14 protein-coding genes are annotated in these 17718 nt (G+C 72.2%); 2 read left to right on the forward strand and 12 right to left on the reverse strand.

What is annotated here, in order from left to right; translation table 11 throughout:
* Positions 1-7 precede the first annotated feature (7 nt).
* From ACN260_RS21910 to ACN260_RS21945, 8 genes are all read right to left on the reverse strand, one after another.
* Positions 8-3688 carry a SpoIIE family protein phosphatase gene (locus ACN260_RS21910; protein ID WP_422752828.1) on the reverse strand — a complete coding sequence of 1227 codons (3681 nt, stop codon included), beginning with the start codon at positions 3686-3688 and terminating at the stop codon, positions 8-10.
* A gap of 176 nt (positions 3689-3864) precedes the next feature.
* Positions 3865-4416, reverse strand: a complete 552-nt coding sequence (locus ACN260_RS21915; protein WP_422752829.1) for a pyridoxamine 5'-phosphate oxidase family protein — start codon at positions 4414-4416, stop codon at positions 3865-3867.
* Between the two features lie 60 nt (positions 4417-4476).
* Positions 4477-5166, reverse strand: coding sequence for a gamma-glutamyl-gamma-aminobutyrate hydrolase family protein (locus tag ACN260_RS21920; RefSeq protein WP_422756789.1), 690 nt, complete (start codon positions 5164-5166; stop codon positions 4477-4479).
* Positions 5167-5207: 41 nt separating this feature from the next.
* Positions 5208-5975 carry a 3-oxoacyl-ACP reductase gene (locus tag ACN260_RS21925; RefSeq protein WP_422752830.1) on the reverse strand — a complete coding sequence of 256 codons (768 nt, stop codon included), beginning with the start codon at positions 5973-5975 and terminating at the stop codon, positions 5208-5210.
* 5 nt (positions 5976-5980) lie between these two features.
* Positions 5981-7327 (reverse strand): aldehyde dehydrogenase family protein, encoded by a 1347-nt coding sequence (locus tag ACN260_RS21930; protein WP_422756790.1) that lies wholly within the window; start codon positions 7325-7327, stop codon positions 5981-5983.
* Between the two features lie 114 nt (positions 7328-7441).
* A complete protein-coding gene (locus ACN260_RS21935) occupies positions 7442-8806 on the reverse strand; it encodes a glutamine synthetase family protein (RefSeq protein WP_422752831.1) in 1365 nt (454 codons plus the stop codon).
* A gap of 96 nt (positions 8807-8902) precedes the next feature.
* Complete coding sequence (locus ACN260_RS21940; protein ID WP_422752832.1) at positions 8903-10546, reverse strand: amino acid permease; 1644 nt, start codon at positions 10544-10546, stop codon at positions 8903-8905.
* Positions 10547-10966: 420 nt separating this feature from the next.
* Positions 10967-11218 (reverse strand): flavin reductase, encoded by a 252-nt coding sequence (locus ACN260_RS21945; protein WP_363652211.1) that lies wholly within the window; start codon positions 11216-11218, stop codon positions 10967-10969.
* Between the two features lie 369 nt (positions 11219-11587).
* On the opposite strand from ACN260_RS21945, the gene ACN260_RS21950 reads away from it, so the two are divergent.
* Both ACN260_RS21950 and ACN260_RS21955 read left to right on the forward strand, forming a co-directional pair.
* Positions 11588-12391 (forward strand): helix-turn-helix domain-containing protein, encoded by an 804-nt coding sequence (locus ACN260_RS21950; RefSeq protein WP_422756791.1) that lies wholly within the window; start codon positions 11588-11590, stop codon positions 12389-12391.
* Positions 12382-12582, forward strand: coding sequence for a DUF397 domain-containing protein (locus tag ACN260_RS21955; protein ID WP_088645544.1), 201 nt, complete (start codon positions 12382-12384; stop codon positions 12580-12582). Before ACN260_RS21950 ends, ACN260_RS21955 begins: the two co-directional genes overlap by 10 nt.
* Positions 12583-12735: 153 nt before the next feature.
* Here the strand turns inward: ACN260_RS21955 and ACN260_RS21960 are convergent, their stop codons facing one another.
* The 4 genes from ACN260_RS21960 to pcaF form a co-directional block, all read right to left on the reverse strand.
* Positions 12736-13236, reverse strand: coding sequence for a DUF456 domain-containing protein (locus tag ACN260_RS21960; RefSeq protein WP_422752833.1), 501 nt, complete (start codon positions 13234-13236; stop codon positions 12736-12738).
* Positions 13233-15425, reverse strand: coding sequence for a putative bifunctional diguanylate cyclase/phosphodiesterase (locus tag ACN260_RS21965; protein ID WP_422752834.1), 2193 nt, complete (start codon positions 15423-15425; stop codon positions 13233-13235). The genes ACN260_RS21960 and ACN260_RS21965 overlap by 4 nt, the downstream gene beginning before the upstream one ends.
* 7 nt (positions 15426-15432) lie before the next feature.
* Positions 15433-16320, reverse strand: a complete 888-nt coding sequence (locus ACN260_RS21970; protein ID WP_422756792.1) for an SAM-dependent methyltransferase — start codon at positions 16318-16320, stop codon at positions 15433-15435.
* A 177-nt stretch (positions 16321-16497) separates the two neighbouring features.
* On the reverse strand, positions 16498-17703 hold the full coding sequence (pcaF, locus tag ACN260_RS21975) for a 3-oxoadipyl-CoA thiolase (protein WP_422752835.1): 1206 nt from the start codon (positions 17701-17703) through the stop codon (positions 16498-16500).
* Between the last annotated feature and the right edge of the window lie 15 nt (positions 17704-17718).

Here is a 17718-nt window from a genome sequence, read left to right on the forward strand (position 1 = left end):
GCCCGGTTCAGTCGGCCAGCCGGCGGCGCAGCGACACCTCGGTCCCCTCGTCGGTACGACGCACCGACAGCTCGCCCAGCGCCTCGATCAGCGCGAGCCCCCGACCCCGGAACCCGGCCCCGGTCGACTCCCGCCACCTGCCGCTGTCGCGCACCGTCGCCACCACCGTCCGGTCGACGATCGACACCTCGACGCCGATCGTCGGCTCCACCGGCGCGACCGGATGCTCGATGGCGTTGGCGGCGGCCTCGGACACGGCGACGATCAGGTCGAACAGGTCGTTCTCGCCGACGGAGTGCGCGACCAGGAAGTCCTCCAGCCGCTTACGCAGCACGCTGAGCCGGGTCGGGTCGGCGGGCAGCCGCAACGCGAACCGGTTCAGCTCGGCGGCCTCCAGGGCCAGCACCGCGACGTCGTCGTGCCGGCTGCGCCCGTCGACCCGCTCCACCACCGCGTCCACCAGATCGGCCACGTGCCCGCCGCCGGCACCGGCAGCGGCGTCCGTCCGGAGCTGGGTGAGGGCCGCGTCGATGCCGCCCCGCCGGTCCTCGATCAGGCCGTCGGTGTAGAGCAGCAGCCGACCGCCAGGGGCGAGTCCACCCTCGACGGTGCGGTAGTCGGTGCCGGTGAGCGCCCCGATGGGCGGCCCGAGGGCCTGCTCGTGCAGGAAGGCCACGTCGTCTCCTCGGATCAGCAGGGGGGGCGGATGACCGGCGCTGGCGTACCGCAGCCGGCCGGTGCGCGGAGTGAAGGAGAGGCAGAAGACGGTGGCGAACGACTGCCGCTCGGTCGAGCCGACCAGCCGGTTGAGCCGGGTCAGCGCCTGCCCCGGGTCGTAGCCCTCCAGCAGGTAGGCCCGCAGGCCGTTGCGGAGCTGACCCATCGCGGCGGCGGCCCGGACGCCCTTGCCGACCACGTCGCCGATCACCAGCACCACCTCGTCGTCGCCGGTGCCGATCACGTCGTACCAGTCGCCGCCGACCTCGACGTCGGTGCTGCCGGGCAGGTAGCGGCTGGCCAACACCGCACCGGGGAGCTGGGGCAGCGAACGTGGCAGCAGGCTGTGCTGAAGGGTGGTGGCGATCCGGTGTTCGGCCTCGTAGAGCTGGGCGTTCTCCAGTCGTACGCCGACCAGGCGGGCCAGTTCCCCGACGGCGGCGTGTTCGGTGCCGTCGCCCTCCCGACGCCAGACCCGCAGCTCGCCGAGCTGCCCACCGGTGCTGCCGGTCAGCGGCAGCACCTGGGACGGCTGGTCGGTGCTGGCACCACCACCGTCGGCCTCGTGCCGCGCGCCGGTGACCGTGGTGACCGACACCCGGGCCGCCTCGGCGAGGTGCAGGGCGTGCCGGGCGGCGACCCGGACCACGTCGGCGGTCGACTTCGCGGTGTTGACCGCCACGGCGGCGTCCGCGAGCGCCCGCAGCCGGCGGATGATCTGACCACGCAACTGACCCAGTTCGACGTTGGCCCGGACCCGGGCGATCAGCTCCGTGCCGGAGAACGGCTTGGTGAGGTAGTCGTCGGCACCGACCGAGAGACCGGCGACCGCCTCGGCGGAACCGGCCCGCGCGGAGAGCAGCACGATCGGCACGTGCCGGGTGGCCGGGTTGGCGCGCAGCGCGGTGACCAGGCCGAAGCCGTCCAGCCGGGGCATCATCACGTCGGTGAGCACCAGGTCGAACGGGCCCGCGGCGGCCTCCTGGAGGGCGACCGCGCCGTCCGGCACGGCCACCACCTCGTACTCGGGGCTGAGCAGCCGGGTGACGTGTTCGCGCAGGTCGGCGTTGTCGTCGGCGAGCAGGACCCGGCCGGACCTCCCGGGTTCGCCGGTGGCCGGGGCGGGCCGCCCGCCGGCCGGGCCGGGCCGGTCGGTCCACCGGGCGGTCTCCGCGACGTGGAGCGACGCCTGCGCCGACCCGGTGGTGGGCAGCGGCGTGCCGGGGGCGACCCGGTCGGGCGGCAGGTGCGTCGAGCCGAACGGGACGGTCACGGTGACCGTGGTGCCGTGGTCGACCCGGCTGGTGGCGGCGACCGTGCCGCCGTGCATCTCGACCAGTTCACGGACGAGGGCCAGGCCGATCCCGGTGCCCTCATGGGTACGCGAGCGGACCCCCGGCACCCGGTGGAACCGCTCGAAGACGTGCGGCACCTCCTCGGCGGCGATGCCGACCCCGGTGTCGGCCACCTCCAGCCGGGCCGTGCCGTCGACCGCGACCACCCGGACCCGGATCTCCCCGTCGAAGGTGAACTTCAGCGCGTTGGAGAGCAGGTTGAAGACGATCTTCTCCCACATGTCGCGGTCCAGGAGGACCGGCGCGGGCAGCGGCGGGCAGTCGACCACGAGCCGCAGTCCGGCCCGCTCGGTCGCGGAGCGGAAGGTGCTGGCCAGCCGGGAGGTGTATTCGGCCAGGTCGGTGGGCTGGTAGTGGGCGGCCAGCCGGCCGGATTCCAGCCGGGAGAAGTCGAGCACCGTGTTGACCAGCTTGAGCAGGCGTAGCGCGTTGCGGTGCATCGTGGTCAGCCGGTCGAGGTGCTCGGCGGACAGCGTCGGGTCGGCCAGCATGTCCTCCAGCGGGCCGAGGACGAGGGTCAGCGGGGTGCGGAACTCGTGGCTGACGTTGGCGAAGAAGTTGGTCTTGGCGCGGTCCAGCGCGGCCAACTCGGTGGCGCGGGCCCGTTCCTGCTCGTACACCCGCTGCTGGCCGACCACCCGGGACACCTGCGCGGCGATCAGGCCCAGGAAATCGCGGTACTCGTCGGTGAACGGCAGCCGGGCGGACCGGCCGACCACCAGCGCCCCGGCGGGCTCGCTGGTGGCGGTGAGCGGCAGCACCAGCGCCCGGGGGGCGACGTCGTCCGGCACCGCGCCGAGCAGCTCGGCCACCTCGATCTCGGCGGCGACCCCGCCCGCGGCGACCCGGGCCACCGTGGCCGCCGGCTCGGCCGGCACCCGGGCGGGATCGACGCCGCTGACCCCGGTCGGCACCGGGCGGCCGGTCTCGTCGGTCAGGTAGACCAGGGCGAACGGGACGTCGGCCCGGTGCCCGTCGAGCACCGCCGCCGTGGCCCGCCCCAGCCCGGCCATGCTGCCGGCCGCGCCGAGCCGGGAGCCGAGTTCGGCCAGGGCCCGCAGGCGGCGTTCCCCGACGACCCGGCCGGTGGTTTCGTTGACGAAGCAGAAGACGCCGTTGACGCTGCCGTCGTCGTCGCGGATCGGGTCGTAGGAGATGTCGAAGTAGACCCGCTCGACGAAGCCGTGCCGGTCGAGCAGGAACGGATGGTTCTCGGCCCGGTAGGACTCGCCGCTGCGGCACACCCCGTCAAGCAGGGGGCCGAGCACGTCCCAGGTCTCGGCCCAGTGTTCCCGGGCGGGCCGGCCGAGCGCGGCGGGATGCTTGTCGCCGATGGTGGGCCGGTAGGCGTCGTTGTAGAAGGCCAGCTGGTTGGGGCCCCAGAACATGACGATCTGGGCGCGCGAGGAGAGCATCATGCCGATGGCGTGGCTCAGCGCTGCCGGCCAGGTGTCGGGGCTGCCGAGCGGGCTGGCCGCCCAGTCGTGTCCGCCCAGCCGGCGGCCCATCTCGCCACCCGCCGCGAACGCCCCGGCCAGCCACGGCGGCAGTACGGCGTCGGCGGACGACAGTGCGGACAGCCCTCGGCCGTCCTCGCCCCTACGGGCCGAGCTCATCCGCGCCCCCTGCTCCGGCCGGTCGTGCCCCCCACAACGCCTCGGCTCACGCCGGTCGCGTCCGTCTTCTACCCCGACGGATCAGGAACGTAACGCATGGGTTCGGACGGACGCTGGTAACCCGTGCCTCATCCTGCCGTCATCTGCCCGACAGTGCACGGTGGGGGGCGGCCCGGTCAGAAGATCGGCAGGCCGTCGATGCTGGCCGCGTTCTTGGTCGCCCGGTAGGTGACCAGATCCTCGGCGGTGCGCCGGGAGTGTGACGTGAGCAACAGGTCGCGGTCGGCCCGGTAGTCCATCAGGGGCACCGCGTAGCCGCAGGAGTCGCTGACCCGGTCCACGGTCACCCCGATCACCGCCCGCACCGCGTGCACGTCGGGCGGCTCGGGGAAGTCGGCCAGCAGCGCCGCGAAGCCGGGGTCGGTGACCGGGGTGGCGACGCCGCGACCGTGCAACCGGACGATCTTCGGTGGGCCGTCGAAGGCGCAGAACATCAGCGTGATCCGGCCGTTGTCCCGCAGGTGGGCGATCGTCTCCGCGCCGCTGCCGTGGTAGTCGAGCCAGGCCACCCGGTGCGGGTCGAGCACGACGAAGGTGCCCCGCATGCCCTTGGGCGAGACGTTGACGTGCCCCCCGCTGCCGCTGGGCGCGGTGGCCACGAAGAACATCGGCTGCGCCTCGACGAACTCCCGCAGTCGCCCGTCCAGCGCCGGGTACACGGTCCCCATGCGGTCATCCTGCCGCGGCCGACCGCATTTCGGGACAGCTTTCCCACCTGACAGGAAGCGTCAGCGGTCCCGGGCCGCCCTCACCAGGGCGGTCACCGGACGCGGATCGTCGTCGTTCTCCGGATGCCACTGCACCCCCAGCAGGAACCGCCGCGCCGGGTCCTCCACCGCCTCCACCACCGCGTCGTCGGCCCAGCCGGTGACCGTGAGCCGCCCCGGATCGGCCACCGCCTGGTGGTGGTACGAGTTGACCCGGTCCACCCCGGCCAGCACCGACGCCGTCCGGGTCCCCGGCGCGAACGAGACCGGATGCGCCCCGTACACCCCCGGGGCGGGGCGGTGCCGGTCGTGGCCCACCACGTCCGGCAGGTGCTGGTGCAGCGATCCGCCGTACGCGACGGCCAGCAACTGCATGCCCCGGCACACCCCGAGCACCGGCAGGTCCACGGCGAGGGCGGCAGCCAGCAGGGCCGACTCCCCGGCGTCCCGGTCGGGCCGGGGCTCGGTACGCGGGTCCGGCGGCTGGCCGTAACGCTCCGGGCCGACGTCCGCGCCACCGGCCAGCAGCAGTCCGTCGAGCACGTCCACCACGTCGGCGTCCAGGTCGTCCGGGGGCAGCACCACGGCCCGACCTCCGGCGGCGGTCACCGAGCGGACGTACGCCTGCGGGATCAGCGACGCCGGCACGTCCCGCCAGACGGCCCAGCTCGCCGGCTCGACGTACCCGGTGATGCCGATCAGCGGACGCACCCTGCGGCCGGGCGGCCCGGCGCCGCCACCCGCCGGCCCGCTCACAGCGGGGTGACGTACGCGCCGGTGATGCCACCGTCGACGACGAACTGCGCGGCGGTCATGAACGACGCATCGTCGCTGGCCAGGAACGCCACCGCGGCGGCGATCTCCTCCGGTGCGCCGAACCGGCCCATCGGCACGTGCACCAGCCGGCGGGCGGCCCGCTCCGGGTCGGCGGCGAACAACTCCAGCAGCAGCGGGGTGGCGACCGGGCCGGGGCACAGCGCGTTGACCCGGATGCCCTCCCGGGCGAACTGCACACCCAGCTCCCGGGTCATCGCCAGCACCCCGCCCTTGCTCGCGGTGTACGCGATCTGCGAGGTGGCCGCCCCCATCAGCGCCACGAACGAGGCGGTGTTGATGATCGAGCCCTTACCCTGCCGGCGCATGTGCGGAATCGCGTACTTGCAGCACAGGTAGACGCTGGTGGTGTTGACCCGCAGCACCCGCTCCCAGGCGTCCAGCCCGGTGTCCAGGATCGAGTCGTCGTCGGGCGGCGAGATGCCGGCGTTGTTGAACGCCACGTCGAGGCGGCCGTGCCGCTGCACGACCCCGTCGAAGAGGTCCCGCACGGCCGCCTCGTCGGCGACGTCGGTGTGCACGTACTCGCCGCCGACCTCCTCGGCGGCCCGCCCGCCGGCCTCGTCGTCGATGTCGACGCAGACCACCCGGGCCCCCTCGGCGGCGAACCGCCGCACGGTGGCCAACCCGATCCCGCTGCCCGCCCCGGTCACCACGGCGACCCGGTCCTGTAGCCGACCCTGCACGCGCCTCACTCCTCCGTGCCGATGAAGACGTTCTTGACGTCGGTGAAGGCGTGCAGCGCGTCCGGGCCCAGCTCACGGCCGAGCCCGGAACGCTTCATCCCACCGAACGGGGTCCAGTAGCGCACCGAGGAGTGCGAGTTGACGCTGAGGTTGCCCGCCTCCACGGCACGGGCCAGCCGCAGCGCCCGGCCGACGTCCCGGGTCCAGATCGAGCCGGACAGGCCGTACTCGGTGTCGTTGGCGAGCCGGACCGCGTCGGCCTCGTCGTCGAACGGGAGCACCGAGACGACCGGCCCGAAGATCTCCTCCCGCCAGTGCCGGTCGGCCGGGGAGTCGGCGAGCAGCACCGTCGGGGCGTGCCAGAAGCCGGGGCCGTCGGGGCGGGAGCCGGTGAACGCGACCCTCGCGCCGTCGAGGTAGCCGGCGACCCGGTCCCGGTGGGCGGCGGAGATCAGCGGACCCATCTCGGCGGTCTCGGCGGCCGGGTCCTCCACCCGCAGCGCCCGGACCGCCGGTTCGAGCAACTCCAGAAACCGGTCGTAGACCGGGCGCTGGACCAGGATGCGGGAGCGGGCGCAGCAGTCCTGCCCGGCGTTGTCGAAAACGGCGTACGGCGCGGTGGCCGCCGCCTTCTCCAGGTCGGCGTCGGCGAAGACCAGGTTGGCGCTCTTGCCGCCCAACTCCAGGGTGACCCGCTTCACCTGGGCGGCGCAGCCGGCCATGATCCGGGTGCCCACCTCGGTGGAGCCGGTGAAGCAGACCTTACGGACGGCCGGGTGGGTGACGAACCGTTCGCCGACCACGTCGCCCCGGCCGGGCAGCACGGTGAACACGCCCTCCGGCAGGCCGGCCTCGCGCCCCAACTCCGCCAGGCGCAGCGCGGTCAGCGGGGTCAGCTCGGCGGGCTTGAGCACCACCGTGTTGCCGGCGGCCAACGCCGGGGCGAAACCCCAGGCGGCGATCGGCATCGGGAAGTTCCACGGCACGATCACCCCGACCACGCCGAGCGGTTCGTGGAAGGTGACGTCCCAGCCGCCGGGGACCGGGATCTGCTGCCCGGTCAACCGCTCCGGCGCCCCCGCGTAGTAGTCGAGCACGTCGCGGACGTTGCCGGCTTCCCACCGCGCGTTACCGATGGTGTGCCCGGCGTTACGCACCTCCAGCCGCGCCAACTCCTCCAGGTGGCTGTCGACCAACCCGGCGAACCGCCGCAGAATCCGCCCCCGCTCCCCCGGCGCAACCCCCCGCCACACCGCGAAGGCCTCATCCGCCCGCCCGACAGCCCCATCCACCTCCCCCAGTTCGGTGGCCCCCACCTCCGCCACCACATCCCCACTCGCCGGATCAACCACCCGCGTCACGCCCCGCCCCTTTCCCCGTCGATCATGGAGTTGTGGTGCCCCGCACAAGCCACACACCGCCACACATCGTCCACCACGACTCCAGGATCGACGCCGAGGTGGGGGTCAGAGGCGTTCGAAGCCACGGGTTAGTTCCCAGTCGGTGACGGCGGCGTCGAAGGCGGCCAGTTCGACCTGGGCCAGGTTGGCGTAGTGGGCGTGCACCTCGTCGCCGAAGGCGGCGCGGGCGATCTCCGAGTGCTGCCAGAGGGTCAGGGCGTCGCGCAGGGTCGCGGGGACGCGTTCGGCGGCCGGGTCGTCGTAGGCGTTGCCGGTGCACTCGTCGGCCAGCTCCAGCTCCTGCTCGATGCCGTGCACCGCCCCGGCGACCAGGGCGGCGATCGCCAGGTACGGGTTGACGTCCGCGCCGGGCACCCGGTTCTCCACCCGCATTCCCTGCCCGTGGCCGACCAGCCGCAGCGCGCAGGTGCGGTTGTCGGTGCCCCAGCGCAGCGCGGTCGGCGCGAACGAGCCGGGCTGGTAGCGCTTGTAGGAGTTGATGTTCGGGGCGAACAGCACGCTCATCTCGCGCATGGTGGCGAGCAGGCCGGCCAGCACCCGCTGCCCGGTGACGCTGAGCTGCGCCGGCCCGTCGCCGAGCAGCGCCGAGCGGCCGTCGACGTCGCGCAGCGAGAAGTGGATGTGGCAGGAGTTGCCCTCCCGGGCGTTGGGCTTGGCCATGAACGTGATCGACACGCCCTCCTGGGCGGCGATCTCCTTCGCCCCGTTCTTGTAGATCACGTGGTGGTCGGCACAGGCCACCGCCTCGTCGTAACGGAAGGCGATCTCGTGCTGGCCGAGGTTGCACTCGCCCTTGGCGCTCTCCGGGGTCAGCCCCGCGCCGGCCATCTCGGTGCGGATGCGACGCAGCAGCGGCTCCACCCGGGCGGTGCCGAGCAGCGAGTAGTCCACGTTGTACTGGTTGGCCGGGGTGAGGTCGCGGTAGCCACGCCGCCACGCCTCCTCGTACGAGTCGCGGTAGAGGACGAACTCCAGCTCGGTGCCGGCGTACGCGGTCAGCCCGTGGTCGGCCAGCCGGTCGAGCTGCCGGCGCAGGATCTGCCGGGGTGAGGCGACCACCGGGCCGGAGCCGTCCAGCCACTCCAGGTCGGCCAGGAGCAGCGCGCTGCCCGGCTGCCACGGCATCCGGCGCAGGGTGGACAGGTCGGGGCGCATGGCGAAGTCACCGTAGCCGCGTTCCCAGCTCGACATGGCGTACCCGTCGACGGTGTTCATGTCGACGTCCACCGCGAGCAGGTAGTTGCAGCCCTCGCTGCCGTTGGCCACGACCTGGTCGAGGAAGAACGGGGCGTGGAACCGTTTGCCCTGGAGGCGACCCTGCATGTCGGTCAGGGCGAGCACCACCGTGTCGATCTCGCCCTCGGCGACGGCCACCCGGAGCTGTTCCAACGTGAGCGGGGCTTTCCTCATCCGTACGCCTCCATCACCAAGGTCTACCGGCCGATCGGATCACCGTCAATGCCCGACATCCGGTCCCCGGCAAACCCGGGAACCGGATGTTCGTGGTCAGGCCGGTCCGTCGGCCCGCGCGGTGTCCACCGCCGCAGGCGACCCCTGCCCGGGTACGTCGACGGTGCGGCGCGGCCCGGTGAACCACGTGCGGGCCGAGGCGTACCACCAGATGCCCACCCCGAGCAGTACCCCGCCGACGGCCAGCGGCGCGTAGTTCACCGCCGACCAGCTGAACTCCGGGTTGCCGGGCACTCCGGCCGGCACGATCGGCAGCACGAAGTAGACCGAGATGATCACGATCTCGACCACCGCGATCCAGCCGAACAGCTTGTATTTCCGGCCCAGGGTCCACGGCCCCGGCTCGAACCGGTCGCCCATCCTCAGCCGCAGCGCGATCGGGATGACGAAGGACAGGTAGAGGCCGATCACCGCCACCGACACCACCGCGTAGAAGGCGACCGGCACGCCGTCGCGCTGGTAGAGCGCCGGCAGGGTGAGCACCAGGCCGGCCAGGGTCGCCCCGATGATCGCGTTGGCCGGGGTGCCGTTGCGGTCGACCGTCGACCACAGCCGCCAGCCGGGCACCGCCCGGTCCCGGCTGAACGCGTACGTCATCCGGCTCATCGAGGTCACGCAGCTCATTCCGCAGAAGAACTGCCCGATGGTGGAGATGATGATGACCGTCTTGAAGAAGAACGGGGTCAACGCGGATTCGAAGATGGCACCGGAGAACCCGCCGGCCGCGTTGATCGCGTCCACGTCGGTGGCGGCGAACAGGAACGCCAGCAGCAGGATCCACCCGCCGACCGCCGAATAGAAGATCGACCGCCACAACCCCTTTGCGGCGGCCTGCGACGCGCCCCGGGTCTCCTCCGACACGTGCGCGCAGGCGTCGAATCCGGTGATCGTGTACTGGGTGAGCAGGAAGCCCAGCGGCAGCACGTAGAACCAGAACGTCAACCCGCCGGTGTCGCCGTCACCGAACCCGGAGTTGTTGAACCGCTCGGTGAACACGAACTGGAAGCTCTGGTGCCGGTCGGGCACCAGCAGCAGGATGGCCACCACGGCGGCGGCGCCGGCCACGTGCCACCAGACCGACACGTTCTGGAGTACGTCGATGATCCGGTGCCCGAAGATGTTGATCAGCGCGTGCAGGGCCAGGATGATCACGAACAGGAGGAACGCCTGCTGCAGCGTCCCCGCCCACCCGTCGAACAGCGCCGACAGGGTCAGGTTGAGGAAGGTGGCGCAGCCGTAGTCCACCGACGCGGTGACCGCGACCAGACCGATCAGGTTGAGCCAGCCGGTGAACCAGCCGTGCACCGGCCTGCCCATCTTCGCCGCCCACCAGTAGATCCCCCCGGCGGTCGGGTACGCCGAGACCAGTTCGGCCAGGCAGAACCCGATGATCAGGATGAACAGCGAGATCAGCGGCCAGCCCCAGGAGATGGCGACCGGCCCGCCGTTGTTCCACGCCTGCCCGAAGGTGGTGAAACAGCCGGCCAGGATCGAGATGATCGAGAACGAGATGGCGAAGTTGGAGAAGCCGCTCCACGTGCGGCGCAACTCCTGCTGGTAGCCGAGTTCGGCGAGTCGTCGGGCATCGTCGTCCGACGCGTACGGTTGCCGGGCGGCCGGCGGTTGCCCTTTCCCGGCGCTCGGCGGTTGCCCGGTGGTCGGCGGGGGCGTTGTGGCCACAGCACACCTCCCTGAGGTGGTACCGGAACTGCCCGGGTGGTCCCCGGGTGCGCCCGAGTCTCGTCCCGCCGATCACGACGGTCAATCCGTTCCCGGTACCGAACCCGTTACATCATGTCACCCTGCCGGGCGGTAATCAGGTTGCCGCGCACGTCGCACCGACGCATGCTTGAGTCCGTGACCAGGCCCGATCGCGACGGGCCGACGCCGGGCACTCGGCAGGAGCCCGGCACCACGGCGGCGCGGGACGCCCACCTCTCTCTCACGTACGGCGTCGTGCCGTACCCGACGGGCGTCCCGCCCCGCCACCCAGTCCCGTCGTGATCGACTCGCCTGGGCCGATATTGCGGTATCCGCCGTGCGTGGACACCGCAACTTCGACCCAGAAGAGTCGATCTTGCCGCCGATCCTGCACGGCCCTCAGCCCCGGGCCCTGGCCCAGGACAGGAAGCGCTCGGTCATCCCGGTGGGCGGGTGGGCCGGGTGGAGTTGGGTGAGCTGGTTGGTGGCCTCGTACATGAGGGCGCCGAGATAGATCAGCAGGGACATCCGGTCGTGCCGGTACTCGGTGAGCAGCGCGAGCTTGGCCGGCTGGCAGGGCCACTGCCGGCCGCAGTTACGGCAACGCCACAGCGGACGCATCGCGACGTGTGGGACAGGCGGACGAACCACCACCATCACCGCCCCCACAGCGCGGCGGCCTGCGCCTCGTCGTCGATCAGGTCAGCCGACCACAGGAACAGACCGACGCTCCCGACCATCCGGCAGGGCGGCGTCCTCATGCTCCTCCACCACATGACCGAACCCTTCATGTCGACCTCCTCGCGTGTCTGGGAAGGGGCCGCTCCCACTGGCCAGTAAGGGAGCGGCCCCCGCGAAGTCGGCCCCGACACCGTCCCGCCAGAGCCGACCCACCTGATGACAGTCTGGTGAGCGCGTCGCTACTGTCGGGAGGCATCGCGCCTGGTCTCGATGAGGTTCTGCGGATCTTGGTCGATGCTCGGCGCAGCTTGCAGATCTTGGCGCATGTCTGGAGGAATCTTGGAAGGCGATCGGAACATGGGCCTCATCCGCGCGCAGCTCCGTCGGCAGCGGGTACTGGCAGGAATGAACCAGGATGAGTTCGGCAAGCGCACGAACTACTCGGCGTCCACTGTCTCGGCTGTCGAAACCGGCACCCGCGCCATGGATGCGCCCTTCGCCGCCCGAGCGGATGAGGTGCTGGAGACCGGCGGCCTGTTCGTGTCCCTGTTGGAGCTGGCGAGGCGTGACGGTCAGCCGCGTTGGTTCCGTCCCTGGCTGGATGCTGAACGAGCCGCTGACCAGCTCCGGTGCTACCAACCGACCCTGGTGCCCGGCCTACTTCAGACCGAGGCGTACGCGCGTGCGGTGATCCGCTGCGACGACAAACTGACCGACGCCCAGGTCGAGCAGCGCCTCGCAGCCCGAATGGACCGGCAGTCGATCCTGAACAAGGACGAGCCGCCCCAGTTCGTGGTGGTTCTCGACGAGATCGTGATCCGCCGCGTCGACGAGGCCTTTCACCAGGCGCTGGCAGACCAGGTGAACCGCCTGATCGAGCTGGCCGAGCGGCCCAACATCAGCATCCACATAGTGCCTGCGGACATCGCGATACATGTCGGCTTGACCGGCCCGTTCATCCTGGCGAAGACCGCAGACGGTGGTTGGGTGGGTAACCTGGAGAACCAACTGGGCGGGATCGTCGTGGACAAGGACGACGCCCTGGCTACCCTGCTGTCAAGGTGGGAGACGGTCCGCAACGAGGCCCTGTCCCGCCGGCAGTCGACCGAGCTGATGAAGGAAGTTGTGAAGTCATGGACCTGATCGGTGCCAAGTGGCGCAAGTCCAGCCGCAGCGGTTCGGGCGGCGGCGACTGCGTCGAAGTGGCGGACAATCTGCCCGGCGTCGTCCTCGTCCGCGACACCAAGGACCGTGCCGGCGGCACCCTCGCCTTCGCTCCGGACACCTGGCAGTCGTTCGTCGACCTGGCCAAGCAGATCGGACCCGCTGCCTGACCTTCTCCCGACCATCGCCGGCCCGCCACGTCTTGATCGACTCACCTGGGCCGATGTTGCGGTGTCCCGGCGGCCGGATACCGCAACATCGACCCAACCGAGTCGACCTTGCCGGGCGCTCCCGTGGGTGGTCCCGGCCGCTGTCGTGGGTGGTCAGGTGAAGAGGAGGCCGGCCACCCAGAGGGCGGCGATCACCAGACCGGCCAGGAACTCCACGAGCATCGACAGGCCGGCCGCCTTCAACGCCTGCACCGTCGCCGGCCAGGCGAGCTGGTTGCTGCCAAGCCGCAGCCGTTCGGCCCCCCACACCCCGCCGACGAAACCGATCACCAGGCCGATCACCGGGATGACGAAGAACCCGACCAGCCCGAGCAGGCCGCCGACGAGCAGCGACGACGTGGGCACCCCGGTGCGCTTGAGGTTGCGCCCCGGCCAGGCGTACTTGACCACCGCACCGCCGGCGGCGACCACGGTGGCGGCGGCGAGCACCGCCCAGCGGCCCGGCCCGGCACCGCCGAAGAGCGCCCAGAGCAGCACCCCGCCCCAGCACAGCGGCAGCGCCGGCAGACCGGGCACCACCACCCCGGCCAACCCGGCGACGATCGCGATGGCCGCGATCACCGAGAACGCCGCCTCACCGTCGGTCAGGCTCACCCCGCCACCTCTCCCCCGTCCGGTCCCGCCCCGGTCCCGCCGCGCAGCCGGGCGGTGATCTGGTCGGCCGGGGCGGGCGGGCCGAACCAGCGGCCCTGGCCGGTGTCGCAGCGCAACGCCCGCAACCGTTCAGCCTGCTCCCCGGTCTCCACCGCCTCGGCGGTCACCGACAGCTCCAGCGCGTGCGCCAACCGGACCAGGGCGTCGACGATCCGCTCGTCCCGGTGGTCGGGTGACGGGTCGTCGCCGTCACCCCGGATGCCCTCGACGAACGGACCGGCCAGCTTCAGGCAGTGGATCGGCAACCGCCGCAGGTACGCCAGGTTGGAGTAGCCGGTGCCGAAGTCGTCGATGGCCAGCCGTACGCCCAGGTCCGCCAACCGGTACAACGACCGTAGCGGCTCGCCGGCGGTGCCCATCACGGCGCTCTCGGTCAGCTCCAGCTGCAACAGCTCCGCCGGCAGGCCGCTGCGGCTCAACGCGCTGGCGACGGTGTCCACGATGGCCGGGTCGTCGGCCTGCCGGGCGGCCAGGTTGACGCTGACCACCAGTTTCGCCTCCGGGAACTCGCGGTGCCAGGCGCGGGCGTCGCGGCACGCCTGCCGCAGCACCCACTCGCCCAGCCGAACGATCAGCCCGGTCTCCTCGGCCAGGCCGATGAACCGGTCCGGGCCGACCAGGCCCCGCTCCGGGTGTGCCCAGCGGACCAGCGCCTCCACCGCGAGCATCGAGCCGTCCAGCAGGGAGACGATCGGCTGGTAGTGGACCACGAACTCGCCCCGGTCCAGGGCCGCCGGCAGGCCCGCCGCCAGCGCGGACCGGGCGATGTCGGCGGCGCTGCGCTCCGGGTCGTACACCGCCCAGCGGCCCCGGCCCTCCGCCTTCGCCCAGTACAGCGTGGTGTCGGCGGCCTTCATCAGCTCGGACACGCTGGTCTCGCTGGCCGGGCACTCGACCACCCCGACGCTCGCCGACACGGCGAGCTGGTGGTCGCCGACGAGCACCGGCGCGGCCACCGCGGCGAGCGCCAGCTCGGCCACACCGACCGCGTCGTCGATGCCCTCGCCGCCGTTGACCAGGATGACGAACTCGTCACCACCCATCCGGGCCACCAGGTGCCCCTGACCGATGACGCAGTCGGACAGCCGCCGGGCGATGGTGACCAGCAGCCGGTCGCCGAGGTCGTGGCCGAGGCTGTCGTTGACCGCCTTGAAGCCGTCCAGGTCGAGGAAGCAGACGCCGATGCGCTGCTCGGGCCCGGCGTCGGCGAAGACCTGGCCGAGCCGCTCGAAGAACAGCGTCCGGTTGGGCAGGCCGGTGAGCGGGTCGTGCAGGGCCTGGAACCGCAGCCGCTGCTGGAGTTCGTACCGCTGGGTGATGTCCTCGATCATCGCGACCGTGAACCGGGGGCGGCCGTCGTCGTGCCGGATCAGCGAGACGGCCAGGTCGGTCAGGACGATGCTGCCGTCCTTGCGGTAGTAGCGCTTCTCCACCCGCACGCTGTCGTGCTTGCCCTCGATCAGCTCCTGGTACATCTCCCACATCCCGGCCGCGTCGTCGGGATGGAACAGCGAGGAGACGTTGGTCTGCCGCAGCTCCTCCGGGGTGTAACCGAGCATGTCGGCGAAGGACTGATTGACGTCGATGATCTGACCGTCGATGCCGGCGATCCCGATACCGATGACCGCCCCGGTGAAGACCGCCCGGAACCGCGCCTCGCTGTCGCGCAACGCCCGCTCCACCGAATCCCGCGCCTGCCAGGCCGACCGGGCGATCCGCTCCTGCTGGCTGAAGGTACGGTCGCGCAGCGCCCGGCCGAACCCGGCGGCCAGCCCACCCTGCAACGCGGCCACCCGGACGGGCAGGTCGGGTGGCAGGTCGTCCGAGGGCAGCACCCGCCGCGGCAACTGTTCGCCGAGCGCCCGAACCGACCAGTCCAGGATGCGCGGTTCGGTCAGGTGCGCCTCCACCAGCGCCCGGCCCACCTCCTCCGCCGGGGCGGCGGAGAACTCCTCGGCAAGCAGGGCCTGCGCCAGCCGTACGGTGTGCGTCAGCAGCAGCCGCTCGGTCTCCTCCGTGCTCATCGGCACGAACCCGAGCCGGCGTACCGCCCGTGCCCAGTCGGCGGCGTAGCCCTGCGCGCCCGGACGGGACGCGTCGGTGCCGCCGGGGTCCGGAACGGCGGACATGGTCGGCTCAGCCGGCGGGACGGTCGTACCGGGCGACGCCGCCGAACGCCCCGAACCGCTCGGGGTGGTCGTCCACGTCGGACGGGGAGTCGGGCCGCCACAGCGGCATGTGCACCACGCCGGGCGCGAGCAGCGTCCAGTCACCGAAGAATCCGGTGATCTCGGCGCGGGACCGCAGGGTGATCTCGGTGTCGGTGCGGGCCGAGAGCCGCTGCGCGTCGAGCATCTCCTGGGGCTGGTCCTCGAAGGTGGAGTGGGAGATGACCAGGAAGCTGCCGGGTGCGGCGGCGGCCCGCAGGGTGGCGAGGATGTCGGCCGGGCGGTCGGCGTCGGGGATGAAGTGCACCACCCCGGCGAGCAGGATGCCCAGCGGACGGTCGAAGTCGATCAGGCCGCTGGACCGGGCCTCGTCCAGGATCCGCTTCGGCTCCCGCAGGTCGGCGTGCACGGCGACCGCCCGGTCGTTGCCGGTGAGCAGTTCGCGGCTGTGCGCCACGGCGACCGGGTCGATGTCGACGTAGACGATCCGGGCCTGCGGGTCGGCGGCCTGGGCGACCTCGTGGACGTTGCCGACGGTGGGGATGCCCGAGCCGATGTCGAGGAACTGGTCGATGCCGGCGTCGAGCAGCGCCCGGACGGCGCGGCGCAGGAACTCCCGGCCGGAGCGCATGGTGGCCGCGAGGTTGGGGGTCATGCCGGCGATCTGCTCGGCGAGCCGCCTGTCGATCTCGAAGTTGTGCGCGCCGCCGAGGAAGTAGTCGTAGACCCGGGCGGCGCTGGGCCGGCTCAGGTCGATCTCGGCGGGAAGTCCGTCCGGCGTCTGCATCTCTGCCTGGCCCCCCAGTTCGTCGCCGCGGTGCGGGAGGGCACCGGCGTCGACGGCGTGCGCGGGCACGCGGAGCCGCACCGGCCGACCCGCGGATCGTGTGGTGCTGACCACTCTAGGCCCGTCCGCCCAGGTACGGGAGATCAGCCGACCCCGATCTGTGCCCGGGACCGGCAGGTCGGACCCGCCGGACGAACCATGGTCACGCTGCGCGTCCAGCCGCGCACCACAGGCCACCACGACACGTCAGTCGACGGATTCCAGCACCAGCGCGATGCCCTGACCCACCCCGACGCACATGGTCGCCAGGGCACGCCGGCCGCCCCGGCGGCGCAGTTCCACGGCGGCGGTCAACGCCAGCCGGGCACCGCTGGCCCCGAGCGGATGCCCCAGGGCGATCGCCCCGCCGTTCGGGTTGACGTGCTCGGCGTCCTCCGGCAGGCCCAGCTCGCGCAGCACCGCGATCCCCTGCGCGGCAAACGCCTCGTTCAGCTCGATGACGTCCACGTCGGCCAGGGCGAGGCCGAGCCGGTCGAGCAGCCGACGGGTGGCCGGCACCGGCCCGATCCCCATGATCCGGGGTGGTACGCCGGCCGCCGCCGCGCCGCTGACCCGGGCGAGCGGGCTCAGGCCGTACCGGGCCACCGCCGCCTCGGACGCCACCAGCAGGGCCACCGCGCCGTCGTTGACGCCCGAGGAGTTGCCGGCGGTGACGGTGCCGCCGGCCCGGAACGGGGTGGGCAGCGCGGCCAGCTTCGCCAGCGTCGTCTCCCGGGGGTGCTCGTCGACCTCGACCAGCTTCGTCTCCCGCCGGCCGGCCGGCACGGTCACCGGCACGATCTCCTCGGCGAACCGGCCGTCGGCCTGCGCCTTGGCGGCCCGCTGCTGGGAACGCAGCGCGAACTCGTCCTGCGCACGCCGGTCGACGCCGAACTCGGCGGCCACGTTCTCGGCCGTCTCGGGCATCGAGTCGATCCCCCACCCCGCCTCCATCAGCGGGTTGACCAACCGCCAGCCGAGGGTGGTGTCGTACACCTCGGCGGCCCGCGAATACGGCGTGGCCGCCTTCGGCATGACGAACGGGGCCCGGCTCATGCTCTCGACACCACCGGCGAGCACCAGGTCGGCCTCCCCGGCCACCACGGCACGGGCGGCGGTGGCCAGCGCGTCCAGGCCGGAGCCGCAGAGCCGGTTGACGGTGCTGCCCGGCACCTCCTGCGGCAGGCCGGCCAGCAGCGCCGCCATCCGGGCCACGTTGCGGTTGTCCTCACCGGCCTGGTTGGCGCAGCCCAGCACCACGTCGTCGACCCGGGCCCAGTCCACCGCCGGGTGCCGGGCGACCAGTTCGCGCAGCACGTGGGCGGCCAGGTCGTCGGGGCGCACCCCGGCCAGCGCGCCGGCGTACCGGCCGATCGGGGTACGGACTCCGGACACGAGGTAGGCCACGGTCATCGACGCACGTCCTTC

This window comes from Micromonospora sp. WMMD708, from assembly GCF_049315245.1.
GTDB classification, from domain to species: domain Bacteria; phylum Actinomycetota; class Actinomycetes; order Mycobacteriales; family Micromonosporaceae; genus Micromonospora; species Micromonospora wenchangensis.

Excerpts from the sequence above, each read along its gene's own strand:
- ACN260_RS21965 (WP_422752834.1), bottom strand. The coding sequence starts at position 15,425 with ATGTCCGCCGTTCCGGACCCCGGCGGCACCGACGCGTCCCGTCCGGGC.
- ACN260_RS21955 (WP_088645544.1), top strand. The coding sequence starts at position 12,382 with ATGGACCTGATCGGTGCCAAGTGGCGCAAGTCCAGCCGCAGCGGTTCG.
- ACN260_RS21935 (WP_422752831.1), bottom strand. The coding sequence starts at position 8,806 with ATGAGGAAAGCCCCGCTCACGTTGGAACAGCTCCGGGTGGCCGTCGCC.
- ACN260_RS21915 (WP_422752829.1), bottom strand. The coding sequence starts at position 4,416 with ATGGGGACCGTGTACCCGGCGCTGGACGGGCGACTGCGGGAGTTCGTC.
- ACN260_RS21910 (WP_422752828.1), bottom strand. The coding sequence starts at position 3,688 with ATGAGCTCGGCCCGTAGGGGCGAGGACGGCCGAGGGCTGTCCGCACTG.
- pcaF (WP_422752835.1), bottom strand. The coding sequence starts at position 17,703 with ATGACCGTGGCCTACCTCGTGTCCGGAGTCCGTACCCCGATCGGCCGG.